Origin of the sequence: Metabacillus sp. cB07 (assembly GCF_016839225.1) — a bacterium.
In the GTDB taxonomy this organism is placed as follows: domain Bacteria; phylum Bacillota; class Bacilli; order Bacillales; family Bacillaceae; genus Bacillus_P; species Bacillus_P indicus.
Genome location: NZ_CP069296.1, coordinates 2,024,649 through 2,041,403, shown reverse-complemented (window position 1 = coordinate 2,041,403; position 16,755 = coordinate 2,024,649). Strand labels below are relative to the sequence as shown.

Below are 16,755 nucleotides of genomic sequence, written 5' to 3'. Positions count from 1 at the left end.
GCAGTTGATTACCATACTATATGCCCGTCCGGGGGAAACTTGTCTGCTGTTTTTAAGCGCAAAAAAAGGATGTCCGGCCCCAGACATCCTTTTTGTTATTCTTCAGTTAAAAATTCCGGTGAAAACAAGTTATAAGAATCTTCTTCCTCATCAATCTCCCGATAAACTTCAGAGTATGTTCTTCTCCTGCGGTTCAATTCTCTGAATTCAGCTTCAAGGAAATCAGCCTGATCGTGAGAGAGCTTTATCGTGACTTCATTCTTATTTTCATCTGCTGCTTTCAGCAGAACATAACTGTCCGCAAAATGCCTCAGAGTCACATTGCTTAATGTAATTTGCATTTTATCAAGTTCATACCTTGCTTTCATGAAAAGAAGACCTCCAGTGGCCGATATTCGTTATCTCTTATAGTTTATCGGTTTCACCGGAAAAGCACAATAGAACGGCAGAAATGGACAAAGTGTAAGAACTTAGGTTGAATCCTTTTACATTTAGAAAAATGAAAAGAGCTCCGTTTTCCTATAGTATAAAGACAGAATATTCTATTACTTTTAAAGGAGGGTCATACATGCCTGAACAGACACTGACCATCAATAAAACCCGATTAGAAGAAAGAATTCATAAACTCGCTGAAATAGGAAGAATTGGCGAAACCGGAGTTTCAAGGCTCGCATTGTCAAAAGAAGATAAACAGGCAATGGAAACAGTCAAAGGCTGGATGGAGGAAGCAGGCCTTGCCGCACGGATTGATCACTTTGGAAATCTGATTGGCAGGCTTGAGGGAAAAAGAGCTGAAGCACCTGTCCTTATGCTCGGGTCCCATATTGATTCGCAGCCTTATGGCGGAAGATTTGATGGAGTCATCGGTGTTCTAGGGGCAATCGAAGCAGTTCAGACGCTGCAGGAGAATTCAGTGAAACCGGATATGCCAATTGAAGTTGCTGCTTTTTGTGATGAAGAGGGAGCGCGATTTAATAAAGGATTATTTGGTGTAAGAGGGATTCTCGGCAAACTGGAAGAGGGAGAACTTGACCGGAAGGATAAAGATGGCATAACACGGCGGGATGCGCTGCTTTCGTTCGGATGTGATCCCGAGCGATTTAAGGAGTCAGAGTACTCTCCTGGAAGCATTTCAGCCTACCTTGAGCTGCACATTGAACAGGGACCGGTTCTGGAAGCGAAGGATGCACCAGTCGGGATTGTAACAGGCATTTCGGGACCGCTATGGCTGACAGTTGAGCTTGAAGGCTTTGCAGGCCACGCCGGTTCTGTGCCAATGCACATGAGACAGGATGCTTTAGTTGGAGCGGCAAAGGTCATAGTTGCCCTGAATGATCTCGCTTCAGAAGATCCATCTGCACCCACAGTGGGGACCGTCGGGAGCCTGAAGGTTTTTCCTGATTCACGGAACATCATACCTGAAAAAGTGATGTTTACGGTAGATCTCAGGGATATTCAAATGGAAAGAAGAAATATCATAGAAAATCAGTTGAGAAAACGGCTGCATTTGATCTGCGAGGATCACGGACTGACATATACGGTTTCTGAAGACACAAACAGTGAACCGCGCTATTGCTCGGAGGACATTATGAATACTATGAGGGCAGCGAGCAAGGAGATTGGTCTGGATGCGCCTGAACTGATGAGCGGACCTTTTCATGATGCACTCGCGATGTCTTATGAATGTGATTACGGGATGATTTTTGTCCGCTGCAAAGACGGCATCAGCCATAATCCAAAGGAGTTTTCAACGATGGGAGATATATCGCTTGGAACAGAGCTGCTGTACAGGACAGCCTTAAAATTGGCAGTGAAATAGACAAAGCTGTCTATTTTTCTTTTTGACTAAACATTCTGAACCCATCATAATCAAGGCTATACTCTTGATGGGATGGTGGACGTGAATGAAAAAGAAAACAGCTGTATCCTGGAGCGGAGGGAAAGACGGATGCATGGCCCTTCATAAACTTGCAGCCGAGGGGCATGAAATCGCATGCCTTATAACGACGGTTCCGGCTGAAACAGGAAGAACATTCGGGCACGGAGAGAAAATAGATGCGATCAAACAGCAAAGTCTTGCGCTTGAAATACCGGTGCATTTTATATCATGCACCTATGATAGCTATACGGATCACTTTATCGGTGCGCTGAAAGAGTTGAAGGAACAATACGGCCTGACAAGTATTGCTTTCGGCGACCTTTACTTGGAGGAGCACCGGGAGTGGGGCGAAAAAGCCTCTGAAGCAGCGGGCCTTGAACCGCTTTACCCTTTATGGATGGAAAAAGAGAACGCCATATATGCCCTTCAGCAATTTGCGGAAAGCGGATATAAAGCCGCTGTAATCAGAGTTAGAGATGACAAGCTTGATCCATCCTGGCTCGGAATGGAGGTTAATCAGCGATTTATTGACCGCGCCTTAGAAACAGAGATATGCCCTATGGGCGAGGCAGGTGAATACCATACATTCGTCTATGACGGGCCGCTGTTCAAAAAGGAAATCCAGATTGCATTCGGTAACGTTCTTCAACTGGAAACGACAAAAAGACTGGAGATTGAGAAAGCCGAATTAAGAGAAAAAACAACAACATGAAAAAAATCTTGATGACTTTTCCAGTTTTATAGATTACAATGAACAAAAAATATGATTCTTTTAAAGTGCCTGAATACTCAGGATAATAGGGAAGCCGGTGGAAATCCGGCGCAGCCCCCGCTACTGTAAGCGCAGATTGAACTGAATCGCCACTGACTCTAATGTCGGGAAGGCTCAAGTAACAAGATGAAGCGCAAAGCCAGGAGACCTGCTTTAATTGATTTTTGCTTGTTTTTCGGTGGGAAGAACGAGTCAGGACCCCTGTATGCGTTAGTTCACTATGCTTATTTAGGCCTTGACTGTCTTCAGTCAGGGCCTTTTTATATTGGCAAAAAAGATGGGAGATGGATGTATGGCGATAAAAAATGAAAAAGGAAGAGTGCTGGTCTATACAGGCAATGGAAAAGGAAAAACGACAGCAGCAATTGGTCTTGCCGTGCGGGCTGCCGGAAGACAAATGAACGTGTCCATCCTGCAATTTATTAAATCACCTGAGCGGACTTACGGCGAGAGAACGATACTGAATGCTCTGCCCGGAGTCAGTATTCAGCAGCTCGGGGCCGGGTTTACCTGGACTAAAACACCCGAGATTCACCGGGAAGCTTTAAAACTGGCTTGGATAAAAGCAAAAGAATCCATTCTGAGCGGGGACTCTGATGTTGTCATTCTTGACGAAATCAATAATGCCCTTGCCATTCAGACTTTTCCTGTGGACGATGTTCTGCCTCTTGAAGACGTCATTTGGACCATTCAAAACCGTCCCCCTCATGTCCACCTTGTCCTGACAGGCAGAAACGCCAAAAAGGAAATCAGGGAAATAGCTGATCTCGTCTCTGTGATCGACGTTGAAAAGCATTATTACGATGAAGGTGTCGACGCCATTTATGGAATTGAATATTAATGAAAATGGGGAAAAAAAGGCGCTTCGACTCATGATTCAGGGGACTCATTCGGATGCAGGCAAAAGCATTCTGACAACCGCACTGTGCAGGATTTTAAGTCAGGACGGGTATAAAACGGCTCCCTTTAAATCACAGAACATGGCATTAAATTCATACATAACAAAAGACGGCAAAGAGATCGGAAGAGCACAGGGTATTCAGGCAGAAGCAGCAGGAATAGAAGCTGACACTGACATGAATCCGATCTTAATTAAACCCTCAGGTGAAATGGAATCCCAGGTGGTTTTTCACGGCAGACCCTTTGCAGTCATGAACGCCGGAGCATACAGGCAGGATTTTTTCAACCTTGGTCTTAATGCGATAAAAAATTCTTTGCACAACCTGATAAGCAAGTATGACGCGGTCGTGATTGAAGGGGCGGGGTCTCCTGCTGAAGTCAATTTAAATGACCGTGAGCTTGTCAACATGCGCGTTGCAGAGATTGCGGATGCCCCTGTTTTACTAGTTGGAGACATCGATAGAGGAGGGGTATTTGCAAGTCTTGTCGGAACGCTCCAGCTTGTTGCGGAAAAAGACCGCAAACGGGTTGCCGGAGTTGTTATTAATAAATTCAGGGGAGATCTTGACCTGCTTAAACCGGGGCTCCAATGGTTTGAGGAGTACACAGGAATACCCGTTGTTGGTGTTCTCCCGTTTATACCGGACCTTGAAATTGATGGCGAAGACTCTCTCGTCCTCAATCAGTACTCCCAAGGCACAAATCTTGAGGGAGATTTGGATGTTGCAGTTCTTGCCTACCCAAGACTGTCTAATTTTACAGATATCGATCCTCTTAGACTGGAGCCTGATGTGAATATCCGCTTTGTCAGAAAAGCCTCTGCATTTGGCCGGCCTGATCTTATTGTCCTGCCAGGCAGTAAAAACACAGCTGAAGACCTTCATTTTTTAAAAGAGACCGGACTTTTTGACAAAGTGCTGTCTGCTTATAAAAATGGAACCCATATCATCGGGATATGCGGCGGGTATCAAATGATGGGAGAAAAACTGTCTGATCCAGTAGGCGTCGAATCCGGCATTATAGAACAGGACGGGCTTGCCATTTTCCCTGTGTCAACTGTCCTGTATGCGGATAAGAAAACCATTCGGACGGAAGGACCTTGTGCCGTCTCAGGATATGAAGACCTTACTCTTTCAGGTTACGAGATTCACATGGGACAAACTTTGCTGTCTGATGCTCCTTCACCATTTTCAATCCAGAAAGGGACCGGTGAAGGGTACACAAAAGGTCACGCAATGGGAACTTATTTGCACGATGTGTTTCACAACGACGCATTCAGATGGCGCTTTTTGAACAGGCTCCGGAGCAAAAAAGGGCTGCAGCCGATTAAGCGCTCGCTCTTCTTTCGCGAATTGAAAGAAAGAGAATTTGACAGGCTTGCAGATCATGTAAGAGCTGCATTGGATTTAGATAGAATCTATGAAATCATGAAAAGGAGGTGAAAAAAATGATTGATGTTTATCAGATTATTGATGCGATAAAACCGTTAGACAAAGCAAAGGGACAGGAGGCAGAAGCATACATAAACACACTGACCAAACCTTTACAAAGTCTCGGTGAAATTGAACGATTAGCCGTACAGTTAGCAGAAATGACAGGAGAAGTAAAACCCGATGTTTCACCTCCTGGCGTGATTGTCTTTGCAGCGGACCATGGGATTGCTGAAGAAGGCATCTCTGCTTATCCGCAGGAAGTGACAGGTCAAATGGTCAGAAATTTTTTAGCAGGCGGAGCTGCAATTAATGTGTTCACAAAGCGCGTAAACGGACTCCTTGAAATCGTGGACGCAGGCGTTAAAGCAGACATACCCGGTGTAAGAACCGAGAAAATCGGATACGGCACAAAAAATTTCGCAGCTGAGCCTGCCATGTCGCGAAAAGATGCACTTAGGAGCATTCAAATGGGAATGAGGCTCGCGGAAGAAACCATTGAAAGGGGCGCAAAGCTGCTGATTCCCGGTGAAATGGGCATCGGCAACACAACTTCGAGCAGCGCCATTTCAGCTGCCCTGACCGGAATCAAACCGGAAGATCTGACTGGAAGAGGAACAGGCATTGATTCGAAACAAATTTCGTTTAAATCAGAGATCATCCGCAGGGCGCTCGAGCTTCACAGGCCGAATCCAAATGACCCGCTGGATGTTCTTTCAAAGGTTGGCGGATTTGAAATCGGCGCAATGGCAGGAGCCATGCTCTTTGCAGCTTACCGCAGGATTCCTGTTCTGCTCGATGGCTTCATTTGCACGACTGCAGCTCTATTGGCAGCACATTTAACGGAACATGCTAAGGATTATATGATTGCAGGACACCTGTCGGTTGAACCTGGGCACCTTTTAATTTTGGACAGGCTGGGCAAAAAACCGCTTGTTTCAATGGGACTGCGGCTTGGAGAAGGGACCGGGGCTGCCCTTGTTTTCCCTTTTGTCCAGGCAGCATCAGACATGGTTAAGAACATGGCCACGTTTGATTCTGCAGGTGTTTCAAAAGAACATATTTAAAAAATTGAATAAAGGCGGAAAAACCTATGAAATTACCTACATATTTTACTCGAATAACCCTGATCCTGATGCTTCTTGCAGGCATCCTTTCCGGCTGTGCACAAGGAGACCAAACACAGCCTGCCGGCACAAAGAAAGAGCAGGCTGAAAAAAGTGAAGCTTCTTTTCCAGTAACGGTCACAGATGATGCAGGAAATGAAATAACCTTAGAGGAAAAGCCGGAGAAAATCGTGTCCCTGCTTCCGAGCACGACGGAAATCCTTTTCGCTCTTGGACTCGGGGATGAAATTGTCGGAGTATCCGACTATGACAATTATCCGGAAGCAGCTGCACAAAAAGAAAAAGTCGGTGCCCAGGACATGAATGCTGAAAAAATCATTGCCCTTCAGCCTGATATCGCATTTTTGCAGGATTACCATGCACAAAATCACGGCGAAATCATCAAGCAGTATGAAGCTGCGGGCATAAAGGTTTTCATCGTTGGTTCACAGACTTCATTTGATCAAGTTTACACGGCTATCAGAACTATCGGAAAAGCAACAGACACGCTGGATATGGCAGACAGCATCATAAATGATATGGACAAGAAAGTTGCTTCCATAAAAGAAAAAGCCAAAGAGGTAAAAGATCCGAAACGCGTCTGGATTGAAGTGTCGCCTCAGCCTGAGATCTACACGACAGGCAAAGGAACCTTTATGAACGAAATGCTTGAGATGATCGGCGCAGAGAACGTAGCGGCTTCTGAAGAAGGCTGGGTCAAAATGGATGAAGAGAAGATCGTCAGCAGCAATCCGGATACCATCATCACAACGTATGGCTACTATGTTGAAAACCCAGCAGAGCAAGTTCTTTCAAGAAGCGGGTGGAACTCCATTAAAGCCGTTCAGTCGAAACAAGTGTTTGATGTAAACAGTGACCTGGTCACCCGTCCGGGACCTCGTCTTGCGGATGGAGCTGAAGAGCTTGGCAGACTTATCTATCCAGACATCTTCAAGAAATAGAAATTGGCTCTTGATGATAGGCGCTGTCTGCTTTGCAGCATGCAGCATCCTTTTAGGAGTTTTGGCTGGGGCGGTTCAAGTGACCGTCCCTGATATTTTAAACATTCTTGCCGGCAAGATCTTTCATGTACCTCTTTATAACGGGGAGCAGAGCACAGAAATGATTATCTGGGAAATCAGGTTTTCAAGAGTGCTTCTTGCCTTTTTTGTTGGAGCCTCTCTTTCGTTGGCGGGAGCGGCTTTCCAGGGGCTGCTGCAGAACCCGCTTGCAGATCCTTATACAATCGGTGTTTCGTCAGGAGCTTCGCTCGGGGCAGTCATCATTATCTTTTTCCAAATTCAGCTGACGGTTTTAGGCCATTTTACGCTCCCGGTCATAGCTGTCCTTTTCGGAATGATCACGCTGCTCATTGTTTTTGCTCTCACCCAGCTGGCAAGCGGAAAGCTGACGAATGAAACCATTATCCTTGCAGGCATTATTGTTTCTTCCTTTATCAGTGCCTTTATCTCGCTGCTAATCGCGCTTGTTCCGCGTGAGGACATCAGTCAAATTCTCTATTGGATCATGGGAAGTGTCTCAATGAGAGGATGGGGGCATGTTCAGCTGATTTTCCCCTTTTTTATAATAGGTGCACTGATCATCCTCTATCATTACAGGGAACTGAACAATCTGGCACTTGGCGAGCAGTCTGCGCAGTTTGCCGGGATGAATGTAAAAACGAAAAAAACGATTATTTTAATAGCCGCGTCGATCCTTACAGGGAGCGCCGTTGCTGTTTCCGGGGCCATCAGCTTTGTCGGTCTTGTGATTCCTCATCTCGTCAGACTGCTTGCAGGGCCAAACCACCGGCACGTTCTCCCGCTGTCTATGCTGATTGGCGGCGGATATCTGGTGCTTGCGGATTTGCTTGCAAGATCCATCATTTCACCGAAGGAGCTGCCGATCGGTGTGATCACAGCCCTGATCGGCTCACCCATCTTTACCTTTTTGCTGGTGAAGAACCGGAGACAAAAGCACGGATGAGAAAGGAGGAGGCTCTATGCTGCAAGTGAAAAACCTTTCAGGGGGCTATGATGCTAAAAAAACAGTCATCCATGATCTTTCCTTCACCATTAAGAAAGGTGATTTCTTAGCGCTGGCAGGACCAAACGGCAGCGGAAAGACGACGGTGATCCGCTTGATCATGGGAGCGCTGCCTGTAAGAAATGGCGCCATCTTTTTAGATGGAAAAAAGCTTTCCTCCTACTCGCAAAAGGAACTTGCAAGAAAAACGGCCGTCATGACGCAGGAAAATCAATCTGGGCTCGATTTCACTGCAGAGGAAATCGTGATGCTCGGAAGATACCCACATCAAAAAGGGATGTTTTTTAAAGAACATTCTGATGCAGACAGGAAAGCGGCGGAAAAAGCGATGAGACAGACGGCTGTCTGGCCGTACAGAAATAGACCCTTTCATGCGTTAAGCGGCGGAGAAAAACAGCGGGTGCTTCTCGCAAAAGCTCTCGCCCAGGAGCCTGAGCTTCTGCTGCTCGATGAGCCGACAAATCATCTGGATATAAAACACACAAAGGAGCTTCTTGAACTGCTGAAAACACTGCAGAAGGAAATGAGCCTGACCATTTTGGCCATCCTTCACGACTTGAATCTTGCCTCGCTTTATGCGGATCAAATTGCCTTGCTTAATCGGGGGGTGCTTGCAGGATGCTACGACGGACTGAAAAAAGAAAATGAGCAAACATTCTCTGATGTTTATGACCTTTCTCTTCACTTTTCGTCCCATCCTGCTGCTCCAAAGCCGCATATTACCTTATCGCCGGATTACCTGCAAGGAAAACGGAGTGATTTGCTTTCGGCGCTGCATATTGACCAGGGAACTCCGCCAATCATCACGATGGAACAGCCATTTCGAATGCTGACAACAGGACCAAAAGGCAGCGGCCTGCACTGGTCCAGCCGCCTGGAAGTAAACAGCGGACAGAAAGAAACAGCCGCACAGCTTATCCTGTGGTCACTTGGAAACAACATTTTCATCTGCAATCATAACAGGATCCCTGATCATTTTATTAAAAATGAGTCGATGAACACGTTTTTCATCATCCTTTCCTATTCGGACAGCATCCTGAGTGCAGCCCTTTTAACAGATGCTCCAGTCAGCGACATCGGACTAATAAATCTCACCCTTAAGATGAATGCCGGGATGACAAGACTGTTTCCGAATGCAGAGCCTGAGCTTGCGGCAGGAGCTTATAGCAGCAGCAAACCGGATGACCCTTCCGTCATGGAGGCTGCTGATGCGCTGATCATGAAGGCTCTGAAAAGACTGGAGAATTCCTTTGCAGCCATTTGCTGAACATACTCTATTACTGGTGGCAGGGAGCGTGCTGCTGGATTTGATCATCGGAGATCCTAAATGGCTGCCTCATCCGGTCGTTCTTTTTGGAAAGATCATCCGCAAAGCAGAGAGGATCCTGAACAAAGGTTACTGGAAAAAAGGAAAAGGAATGTTGCTTGCCATTTGTCTGCCTGCAGCGGTATTTATCACAGCCATGTTTCTCCTGAAGTGGCTTTATTCCATCCACTGCGCAGCAGGCTTATGTGCAGAGGTTTATTTGATTTCTACAACTATGGCGATTAAAGGACTGAAGACAGCTGCACTGGAGGTTTATAAGCCTCTTGCAGAAGGCAATCTTTCAAAAGCTCGGAAAAAACTGAGCGAAATCGTGGGAAGAGATACTGCCGATTTGCCTTCAGGTGAAATCACAAGAGGAGCGGCGGAAACAGTAGCCGAAAACACAGTTGATGCGATCATAAGTCCTCTTGTATTCGCTATTGTTGGCGGAGCACCGCTTGCCCTTGCCTACAGAGCGGTTAATACCCTCGATTCAATGGTTGGCTACAAAAATGAGAGATACCGTGATTTTGGGTTTGGTTCCGCAAGACTTGATGATCTTATGAATCTTCTGCCAGCAAGACTATGCGCCTTTTGCATGTGGGCAGGCAGTTTTTTTATCAGGGGAATGAAAAGACGAAACGGCTGGCATATCACATGGAGGGATGCCAAAAAGCATCCAAGTCCAAACAGCGGCTGGCCGGAGGCGATGACTGCAGGACTGCTGGGCATTCAGCTTGGAGGAAGGAATACGTATTCAGGAGCGGTTTCACATCGTGCAAAGCTCGGTGATGCGCAGACAAGTCTTTTGCCCGTCCACATCAAACAATCAATACAAATAATGAACGGCGCATGGGTTGTGTTTCTTGCAATCTATCTGTGCTTGTTCATGTTAAGGAGGATATAATATGTGGCCTCAGCATGGGGGGAATTCAACTGCCATTCAGAATCTGCTGACAATGAAAGGAATTGACGAAGGCAGCGATTTGCTTGATTTCAGCGCCAATCTAAATCCGCTTGGCATCCCTGACACCGTCCTGCAATCCATGCAGAAAAGCCTTCTTAAAAAAAGCTCAGTATATCCTGACCCTGCTTATATAGAGGAACGGGGAATTCTTGCTTCTATTGAAGACGTAAAGACGGAAAATATTTGGCTTGCAAACGGCGGGGCAGAAGCTATTTTCTTAGTTGCCCATATGTTTAAAGGGAAGAGGGCCGGCATCTTTCAGCCGGCCTTCAGCGAGTATGAGCGGGCATGCCGGATCCATCAGCTTCACATAAAACACTTCAGCTATGAGGATCTAATAGAATCTGAAGCTTTCATACAGGATACCGACTTATTATTTCTATGCCGTCCTAATAATCCCACAGGAGAAATGCTTCCTGAAGATAAGATTGTCAGATTGCTTGAAACAGCAAAACAAGCGGGTCAATATATAGTCGTTGATGAAGCTTTTGTTCATTTTTCGGGCTCCAGCCTTGCTCATTTACTGGGAGCATTTCCAAACCTCATCCTCTTGAGGTCACTGACCAAAATCTTTGCCGTTCCTGGCATCAGGCTCGGTTATGTGCTTGCTCACGAGCAAATCATACGAAAGCTCGAGTCCCTTTCAGTCCCCTGGAGCGTCAATGCTATGGCTCTTTCGGTCATACATGCGCTGCCGGATACAAAGGACTTCCTGATTGCAGCTAAAGAATGGCTCGCGGAAGAATGGCAGTACGTAAGAAATGAACTCCTGAAAATGAAGTTCCAAGTGTCTGATACAACTGTCAATTTCTATTTGCTGCGTGATCCGCTCCTTCAGAATCACGAACAGCTTCTGCTTTTTCTAGCAGGAGAAGGAATACTTGTGCGGCACACCGTTAATTTCCCGCTGATTGAAGGCAGCGCTATAAGGCTGGCTGTCCGGACGAGAGAGGAGAACATGGTTTTGCTTAAAGCGTTAAGAAAATGGAGAAATGCGTCGTGCTGACATTTATTTCAGGAGGTGCGCGCTCAGGAAAAAGCAGACTGGCAGAACAAATGGCAGCGGACGCCGCAGGGGACAGGAAGCCTTTTTATATAGCCACTGCAAGGAAAAGCGAAATGCCAGAACGTATTTCCATTCATCAACAGGACAGAGGAAACAGGTGGATAACAATCGAAGAGCCGCTGCACATAGACGTGGCAGCCGGAAGAATTCCCGATTCTGCAGTTGTTTTAATAGACTGTCTGACGGTCTGGACAAGCAATGTCATGTTCTCAGAGCAATTGTCTGCCCAGGAGACAGCAGCCCGTTTCAAAAACCTGCTGAGCATCTCTAAAAGAAAAAACCTTCATCTGTTTTTAGTATCAAATGATGTAAACGAAGGAATCCCTTTAAAAAACAGAGTTGCAGACCACTATATTCAATGTCTTGAGTCGGTTCATAAACTAGCCGTCCATGCAGCGGATAATGTTTATGAAGCCGTATGCGGCCTGCCTGTTGTCTGGAAGAAAGATGGTCATTACCCTGAAGGGGTCTGGGGAGGAAATAATCAATGAAACAAGTTTTTTATGGGGGAATTCTTGCTCTGCAGTTTCTGACAAGAATTCCCCTCAGGATCGAGTACGGCATGGATGAAAAAACACTAAAATGGGCTTTGCGTTTCTTTCCCGTTTCAGGGCTTGTCATAGGAGCCAGCATGTTTGTGCTTTTCCAGCTGCTGAACGATATCCTGCCTGCGTCCATGCTGTCACTTTTGCTGATCAGTGTCTGGGTTTACTTATCAGGCGGCCTTCATCTTGACGGCGTTATGGACGTTGCAGACGCAGCGGGATCAAATGGAGATGTGAAGAAGAAGAGAGAGATTTTAAAAGATTCACGTGCAGGCAGTTTTGCCGTTCTGGCCGTGATTTTTTTATTAGGCTGGAAAATGGCGTTTGTACACAATTTGCTTGCCATTGACCATTCAGGAATCTATCTGATTGTCATTCCCATGCTGTCACGACTTCAGGTATTAATGCATCTGTATGGGTTTAAAGCTTTTCAGACTGGCGGAATGGCTTCTTTTTGGAAACAGCATCTCTCCATGAAAGAACTGATCATTGCCGCATGCTGGCTCCTGCCATTTATGGTTTTCAATTGGATATTCTGCATGATGTTTCTGCTGCAGATTCTTTTTTGTTTTCTTTTCGGCCGGTGGTCAGAAAAGCAGTTTCAAGGAATAAACGGAGACACTGCCGGTGCCTCTATTGAGGGGGCAGAGATTTGGAATCTGGGCGTACTGTTCAGCTTTTTCTTATTCGGCATGGTTTGACGCAGTGGAATGCAGAGAGAAGGTATTTAGGACACAGCGACCTCCCGGTGAGCAGCGGTTCTCTGGAGGAGTATATTCAATTAAAAACATTTCTACATGAATACAGCACTGCAAACGTGTATTCAAGCGACCTCCTCAGGTGCCGGGAGACAGCAGCCTTTCTTTTTCCCCATCAGCCGGTTACATATGATGCCCGCATAAGAGAACTTCATTTCGGGGAATGGGAAGGGAGGACGTATGAAGACTTGAAACACAGCAGCATGTATTCCTCATGGCTCGACAACTGGGAAAGCACCGGCCCTCCAGGCGGAGAAACAGGCATTTCATTTCAGGAGAGAGTATCGTCTTTTTTAGAAGAACTTCTAGAAGGAGAACTTGATTCAGCAGTAATCGTCACACACGGAGGAGTAATCAGACAGATTGTTTCTTCTTTTCTGAACACTCCTGAATTCTGGCACATCTCAGCACCATTTGGTAAAGCAGTTATTTTAAAGGCTGAAGAAAGGAAGGAGGGATGGACGTGCATCTCATTATCGGAGGAGCCTATAGCGGGAAAAAAGCCTATGTGAAAAGCAGATGGCCCCATGCAGCGTGGATTACTGCTTACAGCGGGAACCATCTGCTTGATTGGAAAAAGATCGATGATGGTCCTCTTGTTCTTGAAGGCTTTGAACAATGGATTGGGACAGAGGATTTGACAGATTTAAAGGCAGTAAGAACACAATACAGCGAACTATTAAATGAACTGCTTGAACGGAAACAAGAAACCATCATCATTATGCTTGAAATCGGTAAAGGGATTGTGCCGGTCTCAGAAAATGAAAGACGCCTGAGAGACGTGAACGGATGGATCCAGCAGGATGCCGCTGCGATATGCACCGATGTTCACAGCGTATGGCATGGACTTGTAAAAAAGGTAAAATAAGGGCTTTGTCCCTTTTTTTATTTTGAAAAATTTAGTATCTAAACGTTATGAGTTTCGTATATAATCTTCATTGTGATTATTCTTTATTAAATCTGAAGGGAGATTAAGACTAAAGCGCGAATAAGTACGACGTCACTTGTCTTAGCTTCTGCAGAAACGGAAATCATGTAAAAGACTTACATTAAGCTTGAAAGGCATGATAAGTATGGAAAACAGTTTGACTGAAGCAATGCCCGCAAAAGGCACCCCTTCAGGAAATTTATTCAAAAACCGGATTGTTCTTGCGATCATGGGATCCAACTTCCTGCTGCAGCTTGGAATCTGGATTCGAAACTTTGCCATTTTACTGTATGTAACAGAGCTTACGAATAACGATCCTGTCTATGTGTCGCTTATTTCCATTGCCGAGTTTGCACCAATCTTTATTTTTTCCATCATAGGCGGAACGTTTGCTGACAGGTGGAAACCGAAACTGACAATGGTCTGGTGTGACGTACTGTCCGCTGTATCTATCTTTGTTGTTTTATTAACTCTTATATACGGATCATGGCATGCTATTTTCTTTGCAACGCTCGTTTCAGCGATCCTGTCACAGTTTTCGATGCCTTCAGCGATGAGACTGCTGAAGCAGCACGTTCCTGAAGACCAGCTGCAGTCTGCAATGGCTATTTTCCAGTCATTGATGGCTGTTTTCATGGTAATCGGCCCAGTCATTGGCACCATAGTATACCAGTCATACGGCATTTACACATCCATTATAGTCATGGGAGTCATGTTTTTGCTGTCCGCTGCTGTTCTGACGTTTTTGCCCCGCGATCTTGAAAAAGTCAAATCAGATGACGAAACAAGCTTTAAAAAGGAACTTGCAGACGGATTCCGTTATGTCATCGGCAAAAAAGTTCTGACGACAATGGGCGGAGTATTTGCGGTTTGCGGTCTTGCTGTCGGCTTGATTTCGCCGCTGATGATTTTTATCACGATTGAAAATCTCGGTCTGACGAAAGACTACCTGCAGTGGCTGATCATGGCCAATGGAATTGGGATGCTTGCCGGAGGGGGAATTGTCATTGCCTTCTCAAAGAAAATTTCACCTCAAAAGCTGCTTGCTTTAGGTATTTTCTCAAGCATGATTTTCACCATCAGCATAGGCTGGTCCACAAGCTTCCCGCTGACAATCGGCCTTCAGCTGCTTAACGGATTTTTCTTCCCGTGCATCCACATCGGCATCAATACGCTGATTCTAAAAAATACAGACGAAGCATTTGTAGGACGCGTCAATGGGGTTCTCAACCCGCTCTTCATGGGGATGATGGTTGCAGGCATGTCGCTGTCGGGTCTCCTTAAAAATCCGCTGAGTCTTTCAGGCGTTTATACCGTATCCGGCGTTTTGTTCCTGCTTGGCACGATGCTGATCATGCCGCTGTTCAAATTAAAAGAAGAGCACGTGATTGCAAAGCCGTCCGTTCAAGTAAAAGAAAGCTGATTCATTTTTTCCAAAAACTCTCTGATCATGGAGGGTTTTTTATTTTGCGCATAAATATTTGTGCAGGAATTCGTTTATGCAGCTCGAATGTGAGTAAGGTATGCAACAAAAAGGAGGAATTTCCATGTCAGTAAATAAGAGTGCGGCTTCAGTTGTCTCAAGAGTCGAGGGAAAAGAACTGATTATTGAAAGAATGTTTCATGCTCCAAGAGAACTTGTTTTCAGAGCATACGCCGAACCTGATCTGCTTGCAGCCTGGTGGGGGCCTAAAGGGTGGAGTACTGCAAACAAACGGTTTGAATTTGAACCTGGAGGCGTCTGGCATTACTGCATGCGCTGCGAAGACAAAGAGCAGGGTGACTTTTACGGTATGGAATCATGGGGAATTGCAACCTACAAAGAAATCTCGGTCCCTGAGAAGATTGTTTATGTGGATGCATTTTCAGATGAAACAGGCGCCGTTTCAGAGCAAATGCCGCAAATGGTGATTACGATGTATTTTGAAGATCACGGAGATCTCACAAAATTAATTGCTGTGTCAGAATTCGCTACAGAGGAAGAGCTTAAGAAAGTTGCTGAAATGGGCGTTGTTGAAGGGATGTCGTCTCAGTTTGAGTGCCTCGATGAATTGCTGCCAACTTTAAAATAAACAGTGTAAAAAGCTGCTGCGGCGGCTTTTTTTGTTTCCATCTCTTTCCTTTTAAGGTGTATACTATTAACAAACACATAAGGAGAAACAGCAATGAGAGAACAAATTCTTGAGGTTTTACTTGATATAGAGGAAACAAATGAGGTTAAAATCCTCTATGCCTGTGAATCAGGCAGCAGAGCGTGGGGATTCCCTTCAAAGGACAGTGATTATGACGTACGGTTTCTCTACATACACAAGCCCGAGCATTACTTAAGCATTGATCCGGTCGGAGTCGGTTCAAACCGTGACGTGATTGAAAGACCTATCAATGATCTTCTTGATGTGTCTGGCTGGGATCTGACAAAAGCGCTGAAGCTATTCAGAAAATCCAATCCGCCGCTCATGGAATGGATGAAGTCGCCGATTATCTACTATCGTGCCTATACAGCCCTTGAGCGGATGGCTGAGATACAGGACAGCGTTTTTACCCCGCAGTCTGCGATGTATCATTATTTGAATATGGCAAGCGGGAACTACAGGGATTATTTGCAGGGAAGCACCGTTAAAATCAAAAAATACTTTTATGTGCTTCGCCCGGTGCTTGCAGCCAAATGGATTGAAGAAAAGAATGAATTTCCGCCGATGGAATTCCAGACTCTACTTGAATTGCTGCCTGAAAGTCCGCTTAAGCAGGAGATACTCATCCTGCTTGCAAGAAAAATAAAAGGAGACGAACTTGATAAAGAACCTAGAATAGATGTGATCAATTCGTTCCTTGATGCAGAAATAAGCCGGCTGAAGCTTGCTGCAGAGCAGTGGAGGACGGTCAAGAAGGATCCCACCGCCCAATTAAATGAACTTTTCAGGGATATGCTGAAAGAGGTTTGGGATAAGAGATAAAGAGCTCCTGGAAGGGGCTTTTTTCTTGTGTTTAGATAGAAAAGTGCTAAAAATAGGACATAAGAACAAATGTTCGTTAAAAAAAGAACCGATAATTG

18 protein-coding genes and 1 riboswitch are annotated in these 16,755 nt (G+C 45.5%); of the genes, 17 read left to right on the top strand and 1 reads right to left on the bottom strand.

Translation table 11 applies throughout. From position 1 onward, the window contains the following. Positions 1-95 precede the first annotated feature (95 nt). A complete protein-coding gene (locus tag JOJ89_RS10245) occupies positions 96-368 on the bottom strand; it encodes a hypothetical protein (RefSeq protein ID WP_029281025.1) in 273 nt (90 codons plus the stop codon). Between the two features lie 200 nt (positions 369-568). On the opposite strand from JOJ89_RS10245, the gene JOJ89_RS10240 reads away from it, so the two are divergent. The 17 genes from JOJ89_RS10240 to JOJ89_RS10160 all read left to right on the top strand — a co-directional run bounded on the left by JOJ89_RS10240 (position 569) and on the right by JOJ89_RS10160 (position 16,657). Beyond that, on the top strand, positions 569-1,819 hold the full coding sequence (locus JOJ89_RS10240) for a M20 family metallo-hydrolase (protein ID WP_029281027.1): 1,251 nt from the start codon (positions 569-571) through the stop codon (positions 1,817-1,819). 85 nt (positions 1,820-1,904) lie between these two features. Continuing rightward, positions 1,905-2,591, top strand: coding sequence for a Dph6-related ATP pyrophosphatase (locus JOJ89_RS10235; protein WP_029281029.1), 687 nt, complete (start codon positions 1,905-1,907; stop codon positions 2,589-2,591). A 46-nt stretch (positions 2,592-2,637) separates the two neighbouring features. Continuing rightward, positions 2,638-2,821, top strand: a riboswitch (cobalamin riboswitch). A gap of 122 nt (positions 2,822-2,943) precedes the next feature. Next, a complete protein-coding gene (locus JOJ89_RS10230; RefSeq protein WP_029281033.1) occupies positions 2,944-3,492 on the top strand; it encodes a cob(I)yrinic acid a,c-diamide adenosyltransferase in 549 nt (182 codons plus the stop codon). Further along, positions 3,476-4,993, top strand: a complete 1,518-nt coding sequence (locus tag JOJ89_RS10225; protein ID WP_203290209.1) for a cobyric acid synthase — start codon at positions 3,476-3,478, stop codon at positions 4,991-4,993. The genes JOJ89_RS10230 and JOJ89_RS10225 overlap by 17 nt, the downstream gene beginning before the upstream one ends. Before the next feature lie 5 nt (positions 4,994-4,998). After that, the gene (cobT, locus tag JOJ89_RS10220) at positions 4,999-6,048 is read left to right on the top strand and encodes a nicotinate-nucleotide--dimethylbenzimidazole phosphoribosyltransferase (protein ID WP_029565696.1); all 1,050 of its coding nucleotides are present in this window, start codon (positions 4,999-5,001) and stop codon (positions 6,046-6,048) included. Between the two features lie 26 nt (positions 6,049-6,074). After that, positions 6,075-7,049, top strand: coding sequence for an ABC transporter substrate-binding protein (locus JOJ89_RS10215; RefSeq protein ID WP_203290208.1), 975 nt, complete (start codon positions 6,075-6,077; stop codon positions 7,047-7,049). A gap of 13 nt (positions 7,050-7,062) precedes the next feature. Further along, on the top strand, positions 7,063-8,073 hold the full coding sequence (locus JOJ89_RS10210) for a FecCD family ABC transporter permease (protein WP_081870185.1): 1,011 nt from the start codon (positions 7,063-7,065) through the stop codon (positions 8,071-8,073). 16 nt (positions 8,074-8,089) lie between these two features. Beyond that, complete coding sequence (locus JOJ89_RS10205) at positions 8,090-9,400, top strand: ABC transporter ATP-binding protein (protein WP_203290207.1); 1,311 nt, start codon at positions 8,090-8,092, stop codon at positions 9,398-9,400. Then, positions 9,384-10,346 carry an adenosylcobinamide-phosphate synthase CbiB gene (gene cbiB / locus JOJ89_RS10200; RefSeq protein ID WP_029281044.1) on the top strand — a complete coding sequence of 321 codons (963 nt, stop codon included), beginning with the start codon at positions 9,384-9,386 and terminating at the stop codon, positions 10,344-10,346. Before JOJ89_RS10205 ends, cbiB begins: the two co-directional genes overlap by 17 nt. Position 10,347: 1 nt before the next feature. Then, positions 10,348-11,412 carry a threonine-phosphate decarboxylase gene (locus JOJ89_RS10195; RefSeq protein WP_029281046.1) on the top strand — a complete coding sequence of 355 codons (1,065 nt, stop codon included), beginning with the start codon at positions 10,348-10,350 and terminating at the stop codon, positions 11,410-11,412. After that, positions 11,406-11,963, top strand: coding sequence for a bifunctional adenosylcobinamide kinase/adenosylcobinamide-phosphate guanylyltransferase (locus JOJ89_RS10190; RefSeq protein WP_051865246.1), 558 nt, complete (start codon positions 11,406-11,408; stop codon positions 11,961-11,963). The genes JOJ89_RS10195 and JOJ89_RS10190 overlap by 7 nt, the downstream gene beginning before the upstream one ends. Then, complete coding sequence (gene cobS / locus JOJ89_RS10185; protein ID WP_203290206.1) at positions 11,960-12,718, top strand: adenosylcobinamide-GDP ribazoletransferase; 759 nt, start codon at positions 11,960-11,962, stop codon at positions 12,716-12,718. Before JOJ89_RS10190 ends, cobS begins: the two co-directional genes overlap by 4 nt. After that, positions 12,670-13,287, top strand: a complete 618-nt coding sequence (locus JOJ89_RS10180; protein WP_203290205.1) for a histidine phosphatase family protein — start codon at positions 12,670-12,672, stop codon at positions 13,285-13,287. The genes cobS and JOJ89_RS10180 overlap by 49 nt, the downstream gene beginning before the upstream one ends. Then, on the top strand, positions 13,239-13,643 hold the full coding sequence (locus tag JOJ89_RS10175; RefSeq protein ID WP_203290204.1) for a bifunctional adenosylcobinamide kinase/adenosylcobinamide-phosphate guanylyltransferase: 405 nt from the start codon (positions 13,239-13,241) through the stop codon (positions 13,641-13,643). The genes JOJ89_RS10180 and JOJ89_RS10175 overlap by 49 nt, the downstream gene beginning before the upstream one ends. 205 nt (positions 13,644-13,848) lie before the next feature. Next, positions 13,849-15,126, top strand: coding sequence for an MFS transporter (locus JOJ89_RS10170; protein ID WP_203290203.1), 1,278 nt, complete (start codon positions 13,849-13,851; stop codon positions 15,124-15,126). A 124-nt stretch (positions 15,127-15,250) separates the two neighbouring features. Next, a complete protein-coding gene (locus JOJ89_RS10165) occupies positions 15,251-15,775 on the top strand; it encodes an SRPBCC domain-containing protein (protein WP_029565689.1) in 525 nt (174 codons plus the stop codon). A 93-nt stretch (positions 15,776-15,868) separates the two neighbouring features. Next, on the top strand, positions 15,869-16,657 hold the full coding sequence (locus tag JOJ89_RS10160) for a nucleotidyltransferase domain-containing protein (RefSeq protein WP_029565688.1): 789 nt from the start codon (positions 15,869-15,871) through the stop codon (positions 16,655-16,657). The last annotated feature ends 98 nt before the right edge of the window (positions 16,658-16,755 follow it).

Coding starts and splice junctions, on each gene's coding strand:
- JOJ89_RS10225 (WP_203290209.1), top strand. CDS start 3,476: ATGGAATTGAATATTAATGAAAATGGGGAAAAAAAGGCGCTTCGACTC.
- cobS (WP_203290206.1), top strand. CDS start 11,960: ATGAAACAAGTTTTTTATGGGGGAATTCTTGCTCTGCAGTTTCTGACA.
- JOJ89_RS10235 (WP_029281029.1), top strand. CDS start 1,905: ATGAAAAAGAAAACAGCTGTATCCTGGAGCGGAGGGAAAGACGGATGC.
- JOJ89_RS10245 (WP_029281025.1), bottom strand. CDS start 368: ATGAAAGCAAGGTATGAACTTGATAAAATGCAAATTACATTAAGCAAT.
- JOJ89_RS10240 (WP_029281027.1), top strand. CDS start 569: ATGCCTGAACAGACACTGACCATCAATAAAACCCGATTAGAAGAAAGA.
- JOJ89_RS10195 (WP_029281046.1), top strand. CDS start 10,348: ATGTGGCCTCAGCATGGGGGGAATTCAACTGCCATTCAGAATCTGCTG.
- JOJ89_RS10160 (WP_029565688.1), top strand. CDS start 15,869: ATGAGAGAACAAATTCTTGAGGTTTTACTTGATATAGAGGAAACAAAT.
- JOJ89_RS10215 (WP_203290208.1), top strand. CDS start 6,075: ATGAAATTACCTACATATTTTACTCGAATAACCCTGATCCTGATGCTT.
- JOJ89_RS10230 (WP_029281033.1), top strand. CDS start 2,944: ATGGCGATAAAAAATGAAAAAGGAAGAGTGCTGGTCTATACAGGCAAT.
- JOJ89_RS10170 (WP_203290203.1), top strand. CDS start 13,849: ATGGAAAACAGTTTGACTGAAGCAATGCCCGCAAAAGGCACCCCTTCA.
- JOJ89_RS10205 (WP_203290207.1), top strand. CDS start 8,090: ATGCTGCAAGTGAAAAACCTTTCAGGGGGCTATGATGCTAAAAAAACA.
- JOJ89_RS10210 (WP_081870185.1), top strand. CDS start 7,063: ATGATAGGCGCTGTCTGCTTTGCAGCATGCAGCATCCTTTTAGGAGTT.
- JOJ89_RS10165 (WP_029565689.1), top strand. CDS start 15,251: ATGTCAGTAAATAAGAGTGCGGCTTCAGTTGTCTCAAGAGTCGAGGGA.
- cobT (WP_029565696.1), top strand. CDS start 4,999: ATGATTGATGTTTATCAGATTATTGATGCGATAAAACCGTTAGACAAA.